Source organism: Alloalcanivorax balearicus MACL04, assembly GCF_025532145.1.
GTDB lineage: Bacteria > Pseudomonadota > Gammaproteobacteria > Pseudomonadales > Alcanivoracaceae > Alloalcanivorax > Alloalcanivorax balearicus.
In genome coordinates this window covers 1-15,752 of the sequence record NZ_ARXS01000043.1, presented here as the reverse complement: position 1 = coordinate 15,752, position 15,752 = coordinate 1, and the positions used below count along the sequence as shown (strand labels likewise).

The following is a 15,752-nucleotide window of genomic DNA, read 5'->3' as shown; positions in this document are numbered from 1 at the left end:
GGAAACTGTCCAAGATCACTTGACCACTACAATGGCAAAAGGCAAAGGGCTAGTACCCGGACTATGTCCGCACCGCCATCTACACGACTAACGCCGTCGAGGCCGTTCACCGCCAGGTCCGTAAGTTGATGGCAGGCCGGCCCACTTTGCTGGGCACGGTAATCGTGGCTTCGAAGACTTGCTCTTCGGGTTCCTCATCACCCTGTACGACGGCGACCTCGGTACGGTTACCCATGGCGTCATACTGATAAGTCACCTGGGTTCCGTTCTCATACTGGATGGAGATGACGCGCCCCAAGGCGTCATAGGAATAGGTTGCCGCATTAACCAGACCACACAACAACACGGTCAGGCCCAAAAGCGTTTTTAAAAATCGGATTGGTGTTTTCATCCTTGCACCTAGCAGTCCTGAAAACCCCGATCTTATACGGCTCAAGTTTCAATATGCTGATCTGGCCACTGCGTATTTAAGCAATTACCAATATAGCAATCGTGGCTTTCTGCCCCCCCAACCGTGTTTCTGAATCAACATGAAATTGACATGCCCGATAACACCGACCACGCCTTAACGACCTTCATTCAGGTGGTTTAACACGAATCCAGATGAGCGGTACCCCCGAGACAACGGACCGGAACGCGTGAGGAAGAGGGGCTGATCTGACGAGTGTAAGGTCTACTGAACTGGGGACTGCTGGCGCAGTTCGACAGGAAGGAGTCGTACTTTCACCGGAACCCCCAAAAGCGCTTCCGCTTCTTCTTTCATTGCTGCCTCATTCATGATTCCGCTTTCCGATCGAACAGTAAGGACCACCCCGCCCTGCTCTGCGTCGGTCGCCATACCCTGCAATGTCGGAAAGAGCTCTCGCAGTGCCGCTTTATGAAGATCGATAGCTTTTCTGAGCTCGACGGCATCGTGAACAGGGGCAATCTCATTAGACATTGTTCTACCTACGGCGATCAGGATCGCAACCGTAGCGATGACAGCGCCTATTTTTAATAATGAAGAAGACGTTTTCATTCAACCTTCACCGCATCTAAATCGACGCCTCTCGGGGCTCCCAGCGTGAAAAAGCACCGAGAACTCCGAGAGCAACCCCCATTTCAGGGACCATACAGTAGCTGGAGTCCCAGGGATGATAGTCGGTCAGTGCTTTGATACACCGCCAGAAGACAATCCCCAATCCCGGTCCCCGTTGAGGCGCCAGCGGAGTGAATACCCGTTGCCACCGTGCTCACAAACCAGGGGCCACCGCTATCACCTCCCGCACAGGCCAAGCCGGTTCCAGAGCTCGGCGGCACCATCGAGATCCAAGTGGCATCACAAGGCACCGGATTCGAGGCTGGACCGCAGGTATAAGAGGTCGGCTGAAAGTCAGTCGCGTCCACGTCACCACAACTATAACCTGTCGTCGATCCATAGTGGCAGAAGTTATTCCCCACCGCTGTGCTGGCTTGGGTGCGTCGCCCTGTCAAAGTTCGTGGCGTTGTCGTGGAGTTTGCATAAAACTTAGGTTCTTCCGTAGCGGCCGAGGTATACCACTGTTCATCATTACTGGCCGTAAATGACCGGGACTGATAAGTGAGGGTCGCGGAGGCGCCGTCAACCCCGTTATAGTTGGCACTTCCGGGCCCACAGTGGGCAGCCGTGGTGACGCCCGTTGTCGTTCCAGTGGTTCGTTTGACCACGAACGCAGTAGTACACCCCATATCCAGACTACCGCTACCTCGAACCGCTTGTCGTTCCAGAGGAACCGGGATGGCCCGAATCCGAACAGGTACGCCGAGTTGCCGAGCAGCAGACGCTACTTGCAGCCTCATCTGGCGTGATTCTTCGTCACCCCCCAAAACAGTCAGAACCACTTCTCCCGTTCTCGGATCGGTATGAGTCCCTTGTAGGCCTGAAAAAGTCGCTTTGAGGGTATCCAAGTTCGTGGCAATCGCCTGCTGAAGCTCCGCTTGCGTGTGTGCTGCACCGCTCACAAACTCCACCGCCACCCGTTCGTCCGCCACGTTGTAGGATTGAGAGGGGATCAGCTCGCTCCCTTTTAAGCGAACAACGATCCGTTCCGTCGGAGAATGTTCTATGTATAGCCCAGCCAGACGACCCTGATATTGTTCCCGCAGACGTGCGACCACATCACCCGCCGCAGCTTGCCATGTCAGGCGATGCAACGCTTCGTCTTCGCTGATGTTATAGAGCTTTGAAAATCGGGCCGCTTCTGTTCTCAGCCCCTGTTCAAATGTTGTTGGCGTCAATTCATTAGCCATCAGTGTTCCGGAAACGGACCAAACCAGAGCGGCCAGCGCGCTTCCTTTCAATATGTTTTTCCACATAAGAACGCCCTCTGCATCGAGTTATGAAGATTCCATTCATTCACGATCCGCCATCGGCTTTTGGTTCTGGATCAGTTTACAGAAAAGTGGTCTACCGCAGCGGACAGAAGTAGGTTTATCAGTCCCCCATTCTTGTCTCAACGTGAATTCCCTCGATCACAAAAAGTTCACCTACCCCCTCCATTTCACGTAAGAGTACCCCTCCTAGATCACACCGCCCTTCACATTCCAGGCCGAAGAGTGACATTCAACGTAATTCGCAACCAACAATCCCAACAGGCCCCGTCCCTATTTCCCCTCCCTCCAGCGCCACAGGAGAGCTACCGTCCGCCGCATGATGCGGACAACACTCCAACAGGTTCGGCGCTGGTTCCAGGCGCCCAATGACGCCACTGTACCTCAACGGCCTTCTCATGGCCGTTTTGAGGTGCAGGACGCGGAAGCGCTGTTGTCGCCGCACAACGGCCTGGTCTCCACCTTGAAAGGTCTGGCCGGTGTCCCCGAATCACACTGGCAGCGCTTGTATCAGGCGCTGCTCGATCGCTTCGCGGCCCTGGTCCAGTTGCTCCCCGCATCGGAAGCCCACCACCACGCTGGGCCAGGCGGTTTGCTGCGCCACGGCCTGGAAGTGGCCCACAACGCTCTTCTGCTCAGACGCGGTATCTTGCTGCCGCCAAACGCCAGCCCCGAAGAGCAAGCCAGCCAACAGGATCTGTGGACCTACGCGTGCTTTACGGGCGCCCTGCTCCACGACCTGGGGAAACCTGTGGTGGACCAGGAGATCACGCTTTACTTCGCCAACGGCTCGAACCACGCCTGGACGCCCGTATCTGGTCCCATGCCCGACTGCTGCCAGTATCAAATGACCTTCCGGCGCGGGCGTATCCACCGGCAGCACGAGCGAATCGCCCCACTGCTCGCCCCCATCCTGCTGCCGCAACACGGCCTGGACTGGCTGGCCTCGGCCCCCACCCTGCTGGACGCTTGGCTTGCGGCCATTCAAGGCGCGATGGAAGACGCCGGCCCCTTGGGCGCCATCATCGCCAAAGCCGACCGACGCTCCGTTGCGGAGAACCTGGCCGGTGGCGTCACTCCCCAGATGCCCACGACGCGGGTCAAGCCTTTGGCCGAACGCCTGCTCACCGGGCTGCGGCACCTCATCACTTCTGGAGAACTACCCCTCAATCGCCGCGGCGCGGCGGGCTTTACCGATGAGCACCACATCTGGCTGGTATCCAAACGCACCATCGATGCGCTGCTGGTGCATTTGATCGAGGAAGGCCAACCCGGCATCCCCACTCGCAACAGCCGCGTGATGGATGAGCTGCAACAGCATGGGATTGTGGTGCCGAATGAGGATCGGGCCATCTGGCTTTGTGACATCACCATTGATGACTGGCGCCAATCGTTAACCTGCCTGAAGATCGACCTCAGCCGGATCTGGCCCGATCCGGATCAGCGCCCTTCAGGCACCGGCGTCACCGTCCAACCCAGTACCACCAAACCCACGACGGAAGTGGATTCCGATGAGGAAGCTGATCAGGAGCGCCGCCCATCGGCACCAGACTCACAAACACCGCCTGTGCATGCCAATGCGCCGGACTTACCGCTACCGCCCATACCCGCGTCCACTGGCCATCCGGATAGCCATGACGGCAAAGACATCGCTGACGACCTGTCGTTGCCGCTACCAATGGATCTCAACACCGACAGAGGCTCCAGCGAAGGGGTAACCGAGGACCCCGGCAAACAGGTTGAAGCGAACACGAGTTCGCCAACCAATCCCAGGCCTACCACGCCGGCGTCGCCCCCACCGTCACCTATAAAAAACGAAGCTGATCAGGCGTCAGGCGACCCAGGCAAGCAGTTTCTGGCTTGGTTACGCGATGGCCTGACCATGGGCCGGCTGGCCATCAATACCCCCCAGGCGCGCATTCACGTCGTCGAACAGGGCTTGGTGCTGGTCTCCCCGGGCATCTTCAAGGATTTCGATCCGGCGCGCTGGAACCACGTCCAGAAGCGATTCCAGAAGCTGAAGCTGCACCAACGGACCCACGACAACATGAACATTTGGACCTGCAAGGCCAGCGGCGCCCGGAAGCAGGCCCTGATGAAGGTGTATTTGATTTCAAAGACCGAGGTCAGCGAGCTGGGGCTGACGCTGCCGCCACCCAATCCGGCGGTCAACTTACTACCAATGGCTTAGTCATTTCGTCATATCAAGTTACAGACCGAAACACTATAACCTTTTGCCCGGGCACGGACGTGCCCTTCACACACAACCCAATCACGGAGGAATACAAAATGCTTCCCTCAAGGATGACTTTTAACGATCTTTGCGCGGCTTATGTTCGCTTCAAGCTGCTAAAGCCTGACACCGTCCTCATGTACCGGACGTCCGTAAAAAGCTGGCTCAACAATACCGACATCGAATACATCGATGAGGTGACAGAGGATGCGGTCATCGACTGGCGCAATCTGCGCCTACGGACTGTCCGGCGGACGACATGGAATATGCATCGCCGGCACCTGCGCGCGCTCTTCAATTTCGCCATGCACCCCAAACGCGCTTGGGTTATGTCCAACCCCTTCAAGGAAGTCCCCCCTGCCCCCGAACCGGGCCGGTTACCCAAGACCGTGGCGGTTCCCCTCCTCGACCAGGTCATGACCCTGCTGACACGTCATCGCGGCACGTCAAAGGGCATGGCGCCCCGATGGTTCTGGGGGATCGTTGTCCGGACGTTTTTCTTTACGGGACTGCGGCGCTCTCAGCTTCCGGGGATCCGATGGAAAGACCTCCATCTCGACGAGAAATACCTTCTTCTGCGCTACGAGACCAGCAAAACATTACGGGAATGGCCGGTCCCTCTTCACGATGACTTGATTCAGGATTTAATCTACTTGGAGCAACGCACACGCGATGTATTGGGGCGCGCTCCGCTGCCCGATGAACAAGTCTTCAACGGTACTCTGTTTAATCCGCGGTACGAAGGCTCAGTGCTGACGCCGGATCACATTACCCGCTTTTTCCAGGATCTGACGAAAGAGTTGGGCACGCCCATTTCCGCCCACCGTCTCCGGCATACCATGGCCACACACCTAGCGCCGACTGGTCAGTTGAAGGGCCTTCAGGACGTGCTCGGGCACACCAATATCAAGACAACCATGGGGTACATCCACCCCGACGTTGCTCAGCTCGGTGGATTGGTGTCCCACCTCCCCAGCTTGCGCCCCATTGGTCGGTCGTGTTAAAAGCATTCGTGTTGGGCTTTCCAACACTTAACTTGATGTCCGATATTTGACGGAAGGTCAGAACTCAACGCTACCCAAGTGGCAAGCGTCATGACACCGCAGGCAAAAAAAAGCCGGGGAAGTGAGTCCCCGGCGGCAATTTGCCAAGATTTAGAGGTGTCTTGGCGCACCTACGAAATTGGTGCGGGTAGCCGGACTCGAACCGGCACGGCCGGTAATCCGCGATGAACCATAAAAAAGCCGGGGACAGAGGCCCCGGCGCGACTGGTTGCCAAGATTTAGAGGTATCCTGACGCACCTGTGAATCCTGGTGCGGGTAGCCGGACTTGAACCGGCACGGCCGTGAAGCCGACAGATTTTAAGTCTGTTGTGGTTAGAATCTTCACGTTCAGAGTCCTGACCATGAATTAAGTTCATTTATCGGACATCTCTACTCGATAGAGGTGTCCAATGATAGTGACCATCTGTTCCACCAAAGGCGGGGTCGGCAAAACGACCACCACCGCCAACCTTGGGGGCATTCTGGCTGACGCAGGACAACGTGTTCTGCTCGTCGATGCCGATATCCAACCCACCCTTTCCAGCTACTACCCCCTCTCTGAGCGATCCCCCTACGGCCTGCACCAGCTGGTCACCAGCGGCAGTGTCGAGGGCTGCATCAGCCAAACCACCATCCCCAATCTGGACATCGTCATCAGTGATGATCCCGAGGGGAGTCTTGAAAACTGGATCTTGCATACGCCCGACGGCCGTATTCGCATGCGCACCGCATTGCGTGCCCTGGAGGGATATGACGTCGTCCTGATCGATACACAAGGGGCCGTAGGCCCACTGCAAGATGTCGGTGTTCTGGCGGGAGATCTTCTCCTTTCGCCCATCCCCCCTGAAATCCTTTCCGCCCGCGAATTTGCCCGCGGCACCCTGGGCATGCTGGACCGGCTGCAGCCCATGCAGCATCTTGGGGCTCCGGTCGGTCATCTCTATGGCCTTCTCTACCGCATGGACCACACCGTAGACGCGCGCCAAGTGGCCGATACGCTTCGTAAAGCCACGTTCGCCGAATCACGCGGCGCCATCTCCGTGCTCGATACGGTGGTGCCCTCCACCGTGGTGTACCGCGAAGCGGCCACCGCCCAGGTGCCTGTCCATCGGTTGGAACGCCGGCGTCGCGGCGCTGCCCCTTCTGCGCTGGAAACCCTGTCCGCTCTGGTCCGCGAGGTGTTCCCTCATATCGATTTGGGAGGGCTTCGTGATGAGATTTAAACCCTCCCTCGAAGAGTTGTTGGACGAAATGTCCTCGGCGATCGCGGTCCACTTGGGTATCGAGATTGGCAAGGCTAGCCTCGATAACTCCCCTTGGCATAACGCGCTCAATGCCATCAAGAAAGCTGTCGAATCCAGCCCGGTCGAGCGCCCCGCGACGCCAGAACGGGCGCTGCTGCACGAGGCGAAACACGCCCTGACCGCGATCGCCCTGTGTCCCCGGGACGACGCCGAGATCGAGGACCTTTTTGAGCGTATCGATCAGGCAGAGGTAACCGCCTGTCGAATCGCGGACTTTCTGTTCGAGTCGTCCAATCCAGAAGCGTCCAGCACACTGGAAGGAACGTCGCAGCACCAGGTCCAACATGACGCCTATGACGTTTCCGAAGAACAACTCGTTGTCATGACGCAGACGTCAACCCCGCCTCATGCGCTCAAGGAACAGGAACTATCCGCTCTACAACGCGACGCCGACCGTTATCGTTGGTTAAGGCACGATGCCCGCGTCAGCGCTGTGACCGTTGGGGCGCTCCGCTACAAATATCGTCTACGAACCCTGCTGGCCGGCGACCTGGATTCCGTCATCGATGCCGCCCGCCGCCGCCAAGCGCAGCATGGAGGGGCGGACCATGGTGCGTAAGCAGCGTTTCATCTCGTTCATTCCGCCGCTGATTCAAGCGTTGCACGCCGGCCACAAGACGCAGACCCGACGCCTGCAAGGCCTGGATGGTATTAATCAGGATCCGGATCACTGGGTGCCGCTCCACGCGGCGGTGACGCTCGATACCACCGGGCAGCTGGGCGTGGCGTTTCAGCACCTGGAAACGGGAGACCGTCAGTGGCTGCCCTGCCCCTACGGCGGTCCAGGTTCTCACCTCTGGGTGAAGGAACCCTGGGCCAGCCTAATGGAGCAGCACGAAGACGGGGTCGAGCGGCATTGCGTGGCGTATGAAGGCACGCCTCGTGTTGGCATCCGCACACCAGGTTGTTTGGGGGCCGTGGACCACATCCGCTACCTGGATGAGGATACCGATCTGTCGGAGCACTACTTCGGTTGGCCCCTGCGCTGGCGCGCCTCTCGGTACATGCCTCGACGGTTCAGCCGGTTCACGTTGACGCTGACCCAGGTTCGCGTGGAGCGGCTGCAGGAGCTTCGGCGAGACGACGCCATTGCAGAAGGCGTGCAACGTGTCGGGGGTGGCCTGCTGCGGTGGGAAAATTGGTCGGTCACCGACGGGCAAAACGGCGCATCACCCGAAGCGGCTTTTGCGCTGCTGTGGAACCACCTCAATAGCACCCGTCCCTGGAATGCCAATCCCTTCGTTTGGGTGCTGTCATTCACGGTCAGGCACGTGAACATCGATGCCCTGGATGACAATAGCCGTTCATACACGGTGTCCTCTCAGCCCGCGTTGAGGGTGGCGGGAGGGGCCTCATGACCCTCCCGGCCCCGATCCTGCGTTACCACGGCGGCAAGTTCCGCATTGCCGATTGGCTGATCCAGCACTTCCCGCCCCACCAAGTCTACGTTGAACCCTTCGGCGGTGGCGCCAGCGTGTTATTGAGTAAACCGTCGGCGCCGGCCGAGGTGTATAACGACCTGGATGGCGAGATCGTCAATCTCTTCCGGGTATTGCGCGATCCCCATGACGCCCGCGTGCTGGCACAGCAATGCCAATTCACCCCCTACGCCCGCGAAGAGTTCGAGCAAGCACAGCGGCCCTCAGACCTGCCGATTGAACAAGCCCGCCGCACCCTGGTGCGATCATGGTTCAGTTTCGGCTCCGCCGGCGCCACCCGTGGCCGCACCGGCATGCGAACGTTCACTAAGCCAGATAGTGCCTATCTGGGCGTGGCTCAAGCCTGGTCACGAGTGAGTCGGCTGATTCCGGTCGTCACGGAGCGACTCACTCATGTGGTCATCGAGCATCGGCCCGCCATCGATGTGATGCGCCATCACGACAGTCCCACCACGTTGCATTATGTGGATCCCCCTTACCTGCCTGAAACCCGTTCCAACGGCGGTACCCGTTACTACCGCCATGAACTGACTCAAGAAGACCACGAGGTCCTTCTTGATGTCCTTCAGGGACTCACGGGGATGGTACTCCTCTCCGGCTACGCCCATCCCTTGTACGACCAGTGCTTGCCCGGCTGGCATCACGTGTCCCTCGCCACCAGCGGCTCCAGCCGCTTCGGCTCCACATCCCGCACCGAGTGCCTCTGGCTCAACCCCCAGGCTCAACACGGCCTCGCTCAGCTGGATCTGTTTGATTCTTTTCATCGTTCCGACCGCTTTGATCGCACGGGAGGTATCGCCTTATGAACGTATCCAACCCCGTCATTGCTCGCATCGTCGAAGCCAAGGTGCGCCCCCTCGGCGCCGCCCCAGCCATCGTCCATACGGCACCCAAGCTGGCAATCGCCGCGATCCGCCATGGCCAGCGGCGTATTCCCGCCATCCACTTGGCGGTGGCCTGGGCGGCCATGCACACCGATCAAAACGCCTCAGCAAAACGGGAGGTGGATGATGAGTAAAAAACGGCCCTCTTCCGAACACGTGGCCTCTCTGATCGCCACACCGTTATTCCGGCGTGATCAGAAAAACGGCAGCGGCACCGCGACGCCCTCCACCGACCCGATCACCAGTACGCCGATGCGTATGGACGTGGATCAGATCCGCCGGTACGACCACGATCCGCGCCGTAACCGCAACAGCAAATACGCGGAGATTAAAGCCTCGATCCTGGCGGCTGGTGATCAGGAAGACCCTTTGGAGAGCCCGCTCGTGGTCACAAAGCGGCCCGGCGACCCGGATCCGCGGTACATGGTCAGTGCCGGCGGCAATACCCGCCTGTGCATCCTGCAGGAGCTCTGGAAGGAAACCGGCAACGAGCGGTTCAAACAGACCTGGGTCATCTTTAAACCCTGGGACAGTGAGTGCCGCACCTTGCTGTCACATCTGAAAGAGAACGACTTGCGCGGGGATCTCATTTTTATTGATCGGGCTCTCGCGATCCGGAACGTCCGGGAACTGATCCGGGAAGAGCGGAACCAGGACGATACCCTGTCGTTGCGCGAATTCTCTGATCTTTTACGAGAGCGGGGCTATCAGGTCAGTAAGGCTCTCCTGGGCTGGTACAACTACGCCGTCGATGTCCTCTATTCGTTGATTCCCACCGCGCTGGATAACGGCATGGGCCGTCCGCAGGTAGAGCGACTGCGCGGGCTCCACAATGCGTTTCGTGACGTCTGCCAAGCGTTTGGGCTTGGGGACGATGTGGACGGTGTGTTTGCCGCCGTCGTATCCCGCAACGATCAAAGCGATATCGATCTGGACCACATCCGGCGGGAGCTGGAATCGGAAATTTCCGTATCCGCCGACTGCGATATCGGGCGCGCCAGCCTGGCGCTCGGGGCCGCCTTGGACGGTGGCGAGATCCTCGTGCCCGACAACGACACCGAGGACGATCTGGACTTCCTGGATGCAACAACCGGTTCGGGGAGTCTTGATGATTACGGGTATGCCGGCAACGTCGGCGAGGCGTCCACTCAGGAAAATAGCGACGACACGGAAGACGACGACGGTCCTGAACTTCCGTCGTTCGGTACTGAGGACGATCTGCCCGGGCAACCCTCAACAACGACCTCCCAAGATGAGGACAGGGTGCCCATTACTGAGACACCCGCGTCATCGTCGGTGCCCGTCACCTCATCCAGCCCAACAAACCCAGCAGAGGAATCCGCCGCCACCGATCCGGCTGATCTACGGGCACAAGCGTGGGATCTGGCGGCGGCCATCGCCGCGGATGCCGGCCTTTCTGAACCGCTGTCTCTGCCCGAAAGCGGGTTCGGCTTCGTGCTGTTGCCGGAACCGGCGGACGGGCACGCCGCCTGTGTGTGGTGGCAGCTTGCCAATCTCGCTGGCCAGCACCCCAACCAAGCCGCACTGGCCGATCACCTGCCTCCAGATTGGGTCGATCACGTTCCCACCTTCAACCCTTTCCACCTGGCTTCTGAGTTGTACCTGCGCTGGTCCGACACGCAATGGCAGTCCTTCACCAAGCTGGTGGCACTCGTTCGGTCCATTCATTCGGTCACGGAGGGCGAACCATGGATATCCTGATGCGGCACAAGGAGGCGCAGTTAACCCGTGCGCTATTAACGTATGCGGCCGAATGTCTACACGATGGCGACTATGCCGCGCTAAGGGATCTGGGGTTCGGCGAAGAAGAGTTACGGTCTCTCCAGAGCCTCACCATCGAGACGGTCACGCTGTTGTCCCATCATCTCCAGCTGCATGGACACGTCCTGCAGGTACGCCTGGATCGCGGTGCCTTCCGGCAGTTACTTGCCCAAGTACACCGGGAGTCGGAACGAACGCACCTAAAGCGGGAGCTGGTGCGTCGCGAAGCGCCGGCGGACCTAATGGCTTCGCTGTACAGCATGGGCGTCCGGGAATACACCGGCCTGCGCCGCGCCGTGCGGCTCACTCGCGGCCCCGGCCGGCCCCCCGATCCGGATGAGGCCACCATTGAGGTGGTCTGGCGGGCATGGAAGAACCACTGTGGGGCCCAGGATCCTGCGGAGTTGACACCCGAGGACTGGCTAGCACTGTCGGAGAGGACCGGTCGGGATCTGAGGGTGATCTATCGCATCCTGAGCGAGTGCCCGGTGCCCTCGGCCCAGCGGGCTGGCAAGCGGGGTTCGCAGCGAGATTCACGTTCCACACGCTCAGAGTCCGGATCGCGGCGAGCCGTGGGGCAATAGCGGTGGTCCTTTTCTTCCCTCTTCGGTGCCACCGCCGTATGGCGGGTAGGGCGTGTGCGACTTGGCACGCGCCCTACCCCGTGGCCGGCAGCGCCCGCGCGTTCGCGCTTTCTTCTACATTGCGTTTAAAAGACGCACAAAGAAAAACGGCCACGTTCCGGGTTGGCGCCAAGAACGTAGCCGCTATTTTTCAGATCGACATCAACGCCGCCAGCGTTTTATCGAATCACATCTACAAACACACGAACACGTTCGATATGGACACGGACACGTTCGCTTTCTCGGAGACTATCTCTCCCGCGAGCGTGTTGCAAGTGTCGATTTTATTGCATTTGTGGCAACGAGAGAGGGAGGCGGCCGTTCAGGTCCCCGCCCCCTCTCCCGCGCTCGCGGGAGGGAGGCCATGGGATTTGAGCTGACGCCTGACAAACATCGACAAGGCGGCCTTCCCAACCGGGTGAAGTACGTGCCCAAGGCGCGGGACTGCCTGCATGCGTTGATCCTCGACACCCACTTGCCGCCGTTGCTCAAGGACGTGGCGCAGCGCCTGATGGCGTACCTGTATTGGCCCGCCGAGGTGCTGCCCTCACTGAACTACGCCAACGGCAGCCTGCGCCAACAACGGGTGGAACGCCGGGACAGTTGTCTGCGCCTGCTGCTGGCCGTGCTTCGGCAGTTGGATCTGGCCAGCCTGCGGGTGGGTACCCCCACCGCCGAGGGCTTTCGGCCCGTGCCACTGACCGCGTTATCCAAGAAGGCGAGGCTCGGGGTTCGGCGCCGTTCCGTCTCGTCGTCGGTAGCGCAAACCAGCCCAGACTCTCAAGATCAAGCCGCTCACGAGCTTGAACGCCATCCGGACAAAGAACGAAAGCGGGAAACCCCCACCCGAGTAGCCGAGGCCGCCTGGTCCGATATCGGCGTCGCCGGCCTGCTGGAGACCCACCAAGTGTGTCAGTTCGTGGACGGCGAATGGCGCACCTTCGTCGCCCTGAAAACGGTCAAACCGGAATTCTTTTATGCCTTGGGGATCTCCAAAAGAGCCCTCAAACGGGCCCGCGATTTCGCCAGTCAGCGGTTAAAGAAAAAAGCCGCCCAATGGGCCCGCGGTAATCCATCCCGACCCTCATCGAACTACGCCAAGTTTTTGCTCATGCGCAACGGCACGGTGTTCGATGACGGCAAACGCCAGCGGCACGGCTCGGTGGGCGGCGCCGCCTCGCCGCAGTCCCCACCCACCGGTCCCCCACTCACCTGGGCGGACTGGAACGAAGAGACGCGGCGCGCCTACACGTTGAAATGCGCCGACGTGATGATCCAGGATCCGACCCTCACTCCCGATGCCGTTCATCGTGCCGCGCTGGCTTGGTTACAGACGCGCTAGGTCCTCTATTGCCTTCAGACGGCTACATTCCCCTTCCCATCCCCCCATCACGATGATTTGGCGCCAATACCGCCCAATAGACGTCCTTTTTTGCCGGCAAAGGCCGGCCCGCCCTTCCAAACGGGACCATTGGCTCGGAAGTATTGTGGATAACCTCGAAAGTAACGGTATTAACTGACGGGAGGGTAACGGCTTAAATGGCGGTCATTAATTCCCAACTTAAAAACGTCTTATAGGCAGCAGGGCTGCCTGGAGAAGGCCCCGCTGTCGCCCCAAGGGGCTCCATCTGGGAAAAGCGCTTTTTTTGGGTCAGTGCTGCGCACTGACAACATCGCGATACAGTGTGGAGGGCCGGGTTTCGGTCCTGTCCATCGTGTTCTTATAGCGTTTGGTTCTATACAGACTGGGCGGGCCAGAGGCCGAGGCCCTCATCCACACCGGGGCCGAGGCGCCGGCGGCCCACCGCACCCGCCTTGATCAAGCGATCGGTGTGCCGCCTGTCATGCCGCTGCGCGGCATCGCCCGGAATACCGTAGTTCTGTGATCACAACAATCCATCGTTGCCGAGCCATAACTCATTTGATATCGTGACATCCTATCAATTGAAAAACGGGGACACGCCATGGCCTCTGCAGATCCAAACCCACCCACCATCCCGGGCAGCGGCGCTCGATTTTGGAAAGCAGTGGGGATTCCGCCCCGCGGCGCCAAGTTGCATCGGATCCTGCGCGACGGCTTGCCCTACACGGTGTACACCAAACTCGCCTCAGTGGCGGGCATTGAGCACAAGGAATTAGCCCGATATGTGGTCATCCCCCAGGCGACGCTGCAACGCCGGGCCAAATCCGGCCGATTCAAGATCGATGAAGGTGACCGGCTGTACCGATTCGCGGAAGTCCTGAAAGCGGCAACAGACCTGTTCGAGGGTGACAAAGCCCGGGCTCGGCAGTGGCTACTCAATCCGGTTCGCGGCCTGGGCGGTAGGTGTCCTGTGGAAATGATCGCCACCTCTGCCGAGGCCGAGGCGGTTCTGAATCTCATTGGGCGCCTCGAACACGGCGTCGTCGTATGAGTACCGTCCTCGCGTATCGACTCCTGAAGAAGAAATGGCGAACGACGGCGTTTGACGGGGAAGGCGCGCGCCGGTATGGCGGACGTTGGAACAGCCGCGGTCGCCCCTGTGTCTATTTGGCCGGCTCCGAATCCCTCGCCATGCTTGAGGTCATGGTGCATCTCGACGATTACACCCTGTTGCAACACTACATGCTATTGGAAGTGCCTCTACCCGAAGCCGCGATCCAGGCACTGCCCGTAGACCGACTTCCCAAGGATTGGAGGGAAGAACCTGCACCACCGTCTACCGCTGAGATTGGCGACGACTGGCTCAATCAAGCAGACAGTCTGGCTCTCGTAGTTCCCAGTGTCGTGGTGCCGCGCGAGCGCAACTACCTGCTTAATCCTGCTCACCCCAGGTTCGCGGCGATCATCCGTCAAGCCCGGGAAATCCCCTTCCAGCCCGACGCCCGTTTGTAGCCGCTCACTACACGCGATGTGAGGCGAAAATGAAAACAGCCCTACACCCACACATGAAGATAAAGGTTGGCGTGCCTGAGTACATTCGAGAGTTTGGCAATGACGTCGTTGATTCAACTGACAAGTCGCTGTGCCCGTCTTGAAGAAGACGTGACACTCCATCCTTATGTCGAGAATGCGGTTTTGGCATGGCTTGACCGTTATTTCAACAATTGAAGCAGGCGCTGCTCCAACTCTCCAATAGCCCCGTCATCGTCAGGGTCGGCGATAGGCCAGGCAATACTGGCCTCATGATCCGCTAAAGACAGGTGGTTGATCACTTCCGCCGCCTGCTGCCGTACAGTTTCAGCCCCCTCCCCCCTCATCAGTCGAAGAAGGGGGTATTTTGCTTCCCGAGAGATGCATATCCAGCACCGCACTCCCACGAACTGGACAGCAGGGTTGATACCTTCCACTGTGGCGGTGCCTTTATCGGCTTTCACGGCGTGAGAAATACCGCATTTGAACCTTTCCCATTCCCATGGGATAGAGAGAAGCCCATAACGACCTTGCGAGCCGATATCACCGCAAGGGTCGGCAAGCCCGGCAATGACCAATACGCCGAGGGCATCTCCCACTGACTCAATACCCCGATCTTCCATCCTTCCTCTTCACCTTATGGGTTCGATAGACTGGCCGCTCAATATCTTTGACAAAACCACTTCGGAGAGATACGCCTGAGCCACCTGGCCGATTTCATCTGCTGAAATCGGATCGGCTTCGAGCTCCTCCAAACGAACAGCGTGCTCTTCCCCGTCCACGTCGTACAAATACATTTGACCCACATAGGCCACGACCGTTTCCGCATTGATCTTCTGTTCTATAGAGGCGTGTAGAGCCTGCATCGGCCGTGTCTGCTCCATAAGCGCCAGCAAAGTCGTGATGGTCTTTGCGATGGCCTGTTGACGATGATTCATGGCACCCTCCTACTTCACAACCAAAGCACCTCCCAAAAATGAGATGGCGCTGCGTCGTCATATCGAGTCATAGCTCAAGCGTCCTATCATCGTTGGCCTTCTGATCGCGACAAGCAAAAGGAAAACACCACACCGCGCCCCTCCTATTTTCGGTTGTCCATCACGTCACGCTGGTTAAGGTTCTCGCTGACAACACATGTCGGAGGGAGGGATTTGGTGATGAAACTTAAAAGGGTATACGGATTTAATGGTTGATGGGGCAC

17 protein-coding genes are annotated in these 15,752 nt (G+C 59.0%); 12 read left to right on the top strand and 5 right to left on the bottom strand.

Annotation, left to right across the window (positions count from 1 at the left end; genetic code table 11):
* Positions 1-106: 106 nt before the first annotated feature.
* The 3 genes from MA04_RS21090 to MA04_RS21080 all read right to left on the bottom strand — a co-directional run bounded on the left by MA04_RS21090 (position 107) and on the right by MA04_RS21080 (position 2,334).
* Positions 107-391: an RHS repeat domain-containing protein gene (locus tag MA04_RS21090; RefSeq protein WP_233926268.1), complete on the bottom strand. Its 285-nt coding sequence runs from the start codon at positions 389-391 to the stop codon at positions 107-109.
* Between the two features lie 282 nt (positions 392-673).
* Positions 674-1,018: a hypothetical protein gene (locus MA04_RS21085; RefSeq protein WP_233918415.1), complete on the bottom strand. Its 345-nt coding sequence runs from the start codon at positions 1,016-1,018 to the stop codon at positions 674-676.
* 83 nt (positions 1,019-1,101) lie between these two features.
* Positions 1,102-2,334 carry a S1 family peptidase gene (locus MA04_RS21080; RefSeq protein ID WP_233918416.1) on the bottom strand — a complete coding sequence of 411 codons (1,233 nt, stop codon included), beginning with the start codon at positions 2,332-2,334 and terminating at the stop codon, positions 1,102-1,104.
* A 427-nt stretch (positions 2,335-2,761) separates the two neighbouring features.
* On the opposite strand from MA04_RS21080, the gene mobH reads away from it, so the two are divergent.
* The 12 genes from mobH to MA04_RS21020 all read left to right on the top strand — a co-directional run bounded on the left by mobH (position 2,762) and on the right by MA04_RS21020 (position 14,533).
* A complete protein-coding gene (mobH, locus tag MA04_RS21075; RefSeq protein WP_262462686.1) occupies positions 2,762-4,540 on the top strand; it encodes a MobH family relaxase in 1,779 nt (592 codons plus the stop codon).
* 98 nt (positions 4,541-4,638) lie between these two features.
* Positions 4,639-5,586 (top strand): tyrosine-type recombinase/integrase, encoded by a 948-nt coding sequence (locus MA04_RS21070; RefSeq protein WP_262462684.1) that lies wholly within the window; start codon positions 4,639-4,641, stop codon positions 5,584-5,586.
* Between the two features lie 450 nt (positions 5,587-6,036).
* Positions 6,037-6,849 (top strand): ParA family protein, encoded by an 813-nt coding sequence (locus MA04_RS21065; protein ID WP_233926090.1) that lies wholly within the window; start codon positions 6,037-6,039, stop codon positions 6,847-6,849.
* Positions 6,839-7,489, top strand: a complete 651-nt coding sequence (locus MA04_RS21060) for a hypothetical protein (protein ID WP_233926091.1) — start codon at positions 6,839-6,841, stop codon at positions 7,487-7,489. The genes MA04_RS21065 and MA04_RS21060 overlap by 11 nt, the downstream gene beginning before the upstream one ends.
* Positions 7,479-8,288 (top strand): hypothetical protein, encoded by an 810-nt coding sequence (locus MA04_RS21055; protein WP_262462682.1) that lies wholly within the window; start codon positions 7,479-7,481, stop codon positions 8,286-8,288. The genes MA04_RS21060 and MA04_RS21055 overlap by 11 nt, the downstream gene beginning before the upstream one ends.
* Positions 8,285-9,175: a DNA adenine methylase gene (locus tag MA04_RS21050; protein WP_233926093.1), complete on the top strand. Its 891-nt coding sequence runs from the start codon at positions 8,285-8,287 to the stop codon at positions 9,173-9,175. Before MA04_RS21055 ends, MA04_RS21050 begins: the two co-directional genes overlap by 4 nt.
* Entirely contained in the window at positions 9,172-9,387 is a 216-nt protein-coding gene (locus MA04_RS21045; RefSeq protein ID WP_116028118.1) for a hypothetical protein, read from the top strand. Before MA04_RS21050 ends, MA04_RS21045 begins: the two co-directional genes overlap by 4 nt.
* A complete protein-coding gene (locus MA04_RS21040) occupies positions 9,377-10,975 on the top strand; it encodes a ParB family protein (RefSeq protein ID WP_262462679.1) in 1,599 nt (532 codons plus the stop codon). Before MA04_RS21045 ends, MA04_RS21040 begins: the two co-directional genes overlap by 11 nt.
* On the top strand, positions 10,963-11,619 hold the full coding sequence (locus tag MA04_RS21035; protein WP_233926095.1) for a DUF2857 domain-containing protein: 657 nt from the start codon (positions 10,963-10,965) through the stop codon (positions 11,617-11,619). Before MA04_RS21040 ends, MA04_RS21035 begins: the two co-directional genes overlap by 13 nt.
* A 403-nt stretch (positions 11,620-12,022) precedes the next feature.
* Positions 12,023-13,000: a hypothetical protein gene (locus MA04_RS21030; protein WP_233926096.1), complete on the top strand. Its 978-nt coding sequence runs from the start codon at positions 12,023-12,025 to the stop codon at positions 12,998-13,000.
* 622 nt (positions 13,001-13,622) lie between these two features.
* Positions 13,623-14,072, top strand: coding sequence for a type II RES/Xre toxin-antitoxin system antitoxin (gene parS / locus MA04_RS21025; protein ID WP_233926097.1), 450 nt, complete (start codon positions 13,623-13,625; stop codon positions 14,070-14,072).
* On the top strand, positions 14,069-14,533 hold the full coding sequence (locus tag MA04_RS21020; RefSeq protein WP_233926098.1) for an RES family NAD+ phosphorylase: 465 nt from the start codon (positions 14,069-14,071) through the stop codon (positions 14,531-14,533). The genes parS and MA04_RS21020 overlap by 4 nt, the downstream gene beginning before the upstream one ends.
* Before the next feature lie 200 nt (positions 14,534-14,733).
* On the opposite strand, the gene MA04_RS21015 is transcribed toward MA04_RS21020, so the two are convergent.
* Positions 14,734-15,174 carry a hypothetical protein gene (locus tag MA04_RS21015; protein WP_233926099.1) on the bottom strand — a complete coding sequence of 147 codons (441 nt, stop codon included), beginning with the start codon at positions 15,172-15,174 and terminating at the stop codon, positions 14,734-14,736.
* 9 nt (positions 15,175-15,183) lie between these two features.
* A complete protein-coding gene (locus MA04_RS21010; protein ID WP_233926100.1) occupies positions 15,184-15,489 on the bottom strand; it encodes a hypothetical protein in 306 nt (101 codons plus the stop codon).
* Positions 15,490-15,752 lie beyond the last annotated feature (263 nt).

What these genes read in the sequence shown, in the direction of transcription:
- MA04_RS21080 (WP_233918416.1), bottom strand. Translation starts at nt 2,334, where the DNA reads ATGTGGAAAAACATATTGAAAGGAAGCGCGCTGGCCGCTCTGGTTTGG.
- MA04_RS21045 (WP_116028118.1), top strand. Translation starts at nt 9,172, where the DNA reads ATGAACGTATCCAACCCCGTCATTGCTCGCATCGTCGAAGCCAAGGTG.
- MA04_RS21040 (WP_262462679.1), top strand. Translation starts at nt 9,377, where the DNA reads ATGATGAGTAAAAAACGGCCCTCTTCCGAACACGTGGCCTCTCTGATC.
- MA04_RS21070 (WP_262462684.1), top strand. Translation starts at nt 4,639, where the DNA reads ATGCTTCCCTCAAGGATGACTTTTAACGATCTTTGCGCGGCTTATGTT.
- MA04_RS21020 (WP_233926098.1), top strand. Translation starts at nt 14,069, where the DNA reads ATGAGTACCGTCCTCGCGTATCGACTCCTGAAGAAGAAATGGCGAACG.
- MA04_RS21090 (WP_233926268.1), bottom strand. Translation starts at nt 391, where the DNA reads ATGAAAACACCAATCCGATTTTTAAAAACGCTTTTGGGCCTGACCGTG.
- MA04_RS21015 (WP_233926099.1), bottom strand. Translation starts at nt 15,174, where the DNA reads ATGGAAGATCGGGGTATTGAGTCAGTGGGAGATGCCCTCGGCGTATTG.
- MA04_RS21010 (WP_233926100.1), bottom strand. Translation starts at nt 15,489, where the DNA reads ATGAATCATCGTCAACAGGCCATCGCAAAGACCATCACGACTTTGCTG.
- MA04_RS21060 (WP_233926091.1), top strand. Translation starts at nt 6,839, where the DNA reads ATGAGATTTAAACCCTCCCTCGAAGAGTTGTTGGACGAAATGTCCTCG.
- MA04_RS21065 (WP_233926090.1), top strand. Translation starts at nt 6,037, where the DNA reads ATGATAGTGACCATCTGTTCCACCAAAGGCGGGGTCGGCAAAACGACC.
- MA04_RS21030 (WP_233926096.1), top strand. Translation starts at nt 12,023, where the DNA reads ATGGGATTTGAGCTGACGCCTGACAAACATCGACAAGGCGGCCTTCCC.
- MA04_RS21055 (WP_262462682.1), top strand. Translation starts at nt 7,479, where the DNA reads ATGGTGCGTAAGCAGCGTTTCATCTCGTTCATTCCGCCGCTGATTCAA.
- MA04_RS21035 (WP_233926095.1), top strand. Translation starts at nt 10,963, where the DNA reads ATGGATATCCTGATGCGGCACAAGGAGGCGCAGTTAACCCGTGCGCTA.
- MA04_RS21085 (WP_233918415.1), bottom strand. Translation starts at nt 1,018, where the DNA reads ATGAAAACGTCTTCTTCATTATTAAAAATAGGCGCTGTCATCGCTACG.
- parS (WP_233926097.1), top strand. Translation starts at nt 13,623, where the DNA reads ATGGCCTCTGCAGATCCAAACCCACCCACCATCCCGGGCAGCGGCGCT.
- MA04_RS21050 (WP_233926093.1), top strand. Translation starts at nt 8,285, where the DNA reads ATGACCCTCCCGGCCCCGATCCTGCGTTACCACGGCGGCAAGTTCCGC.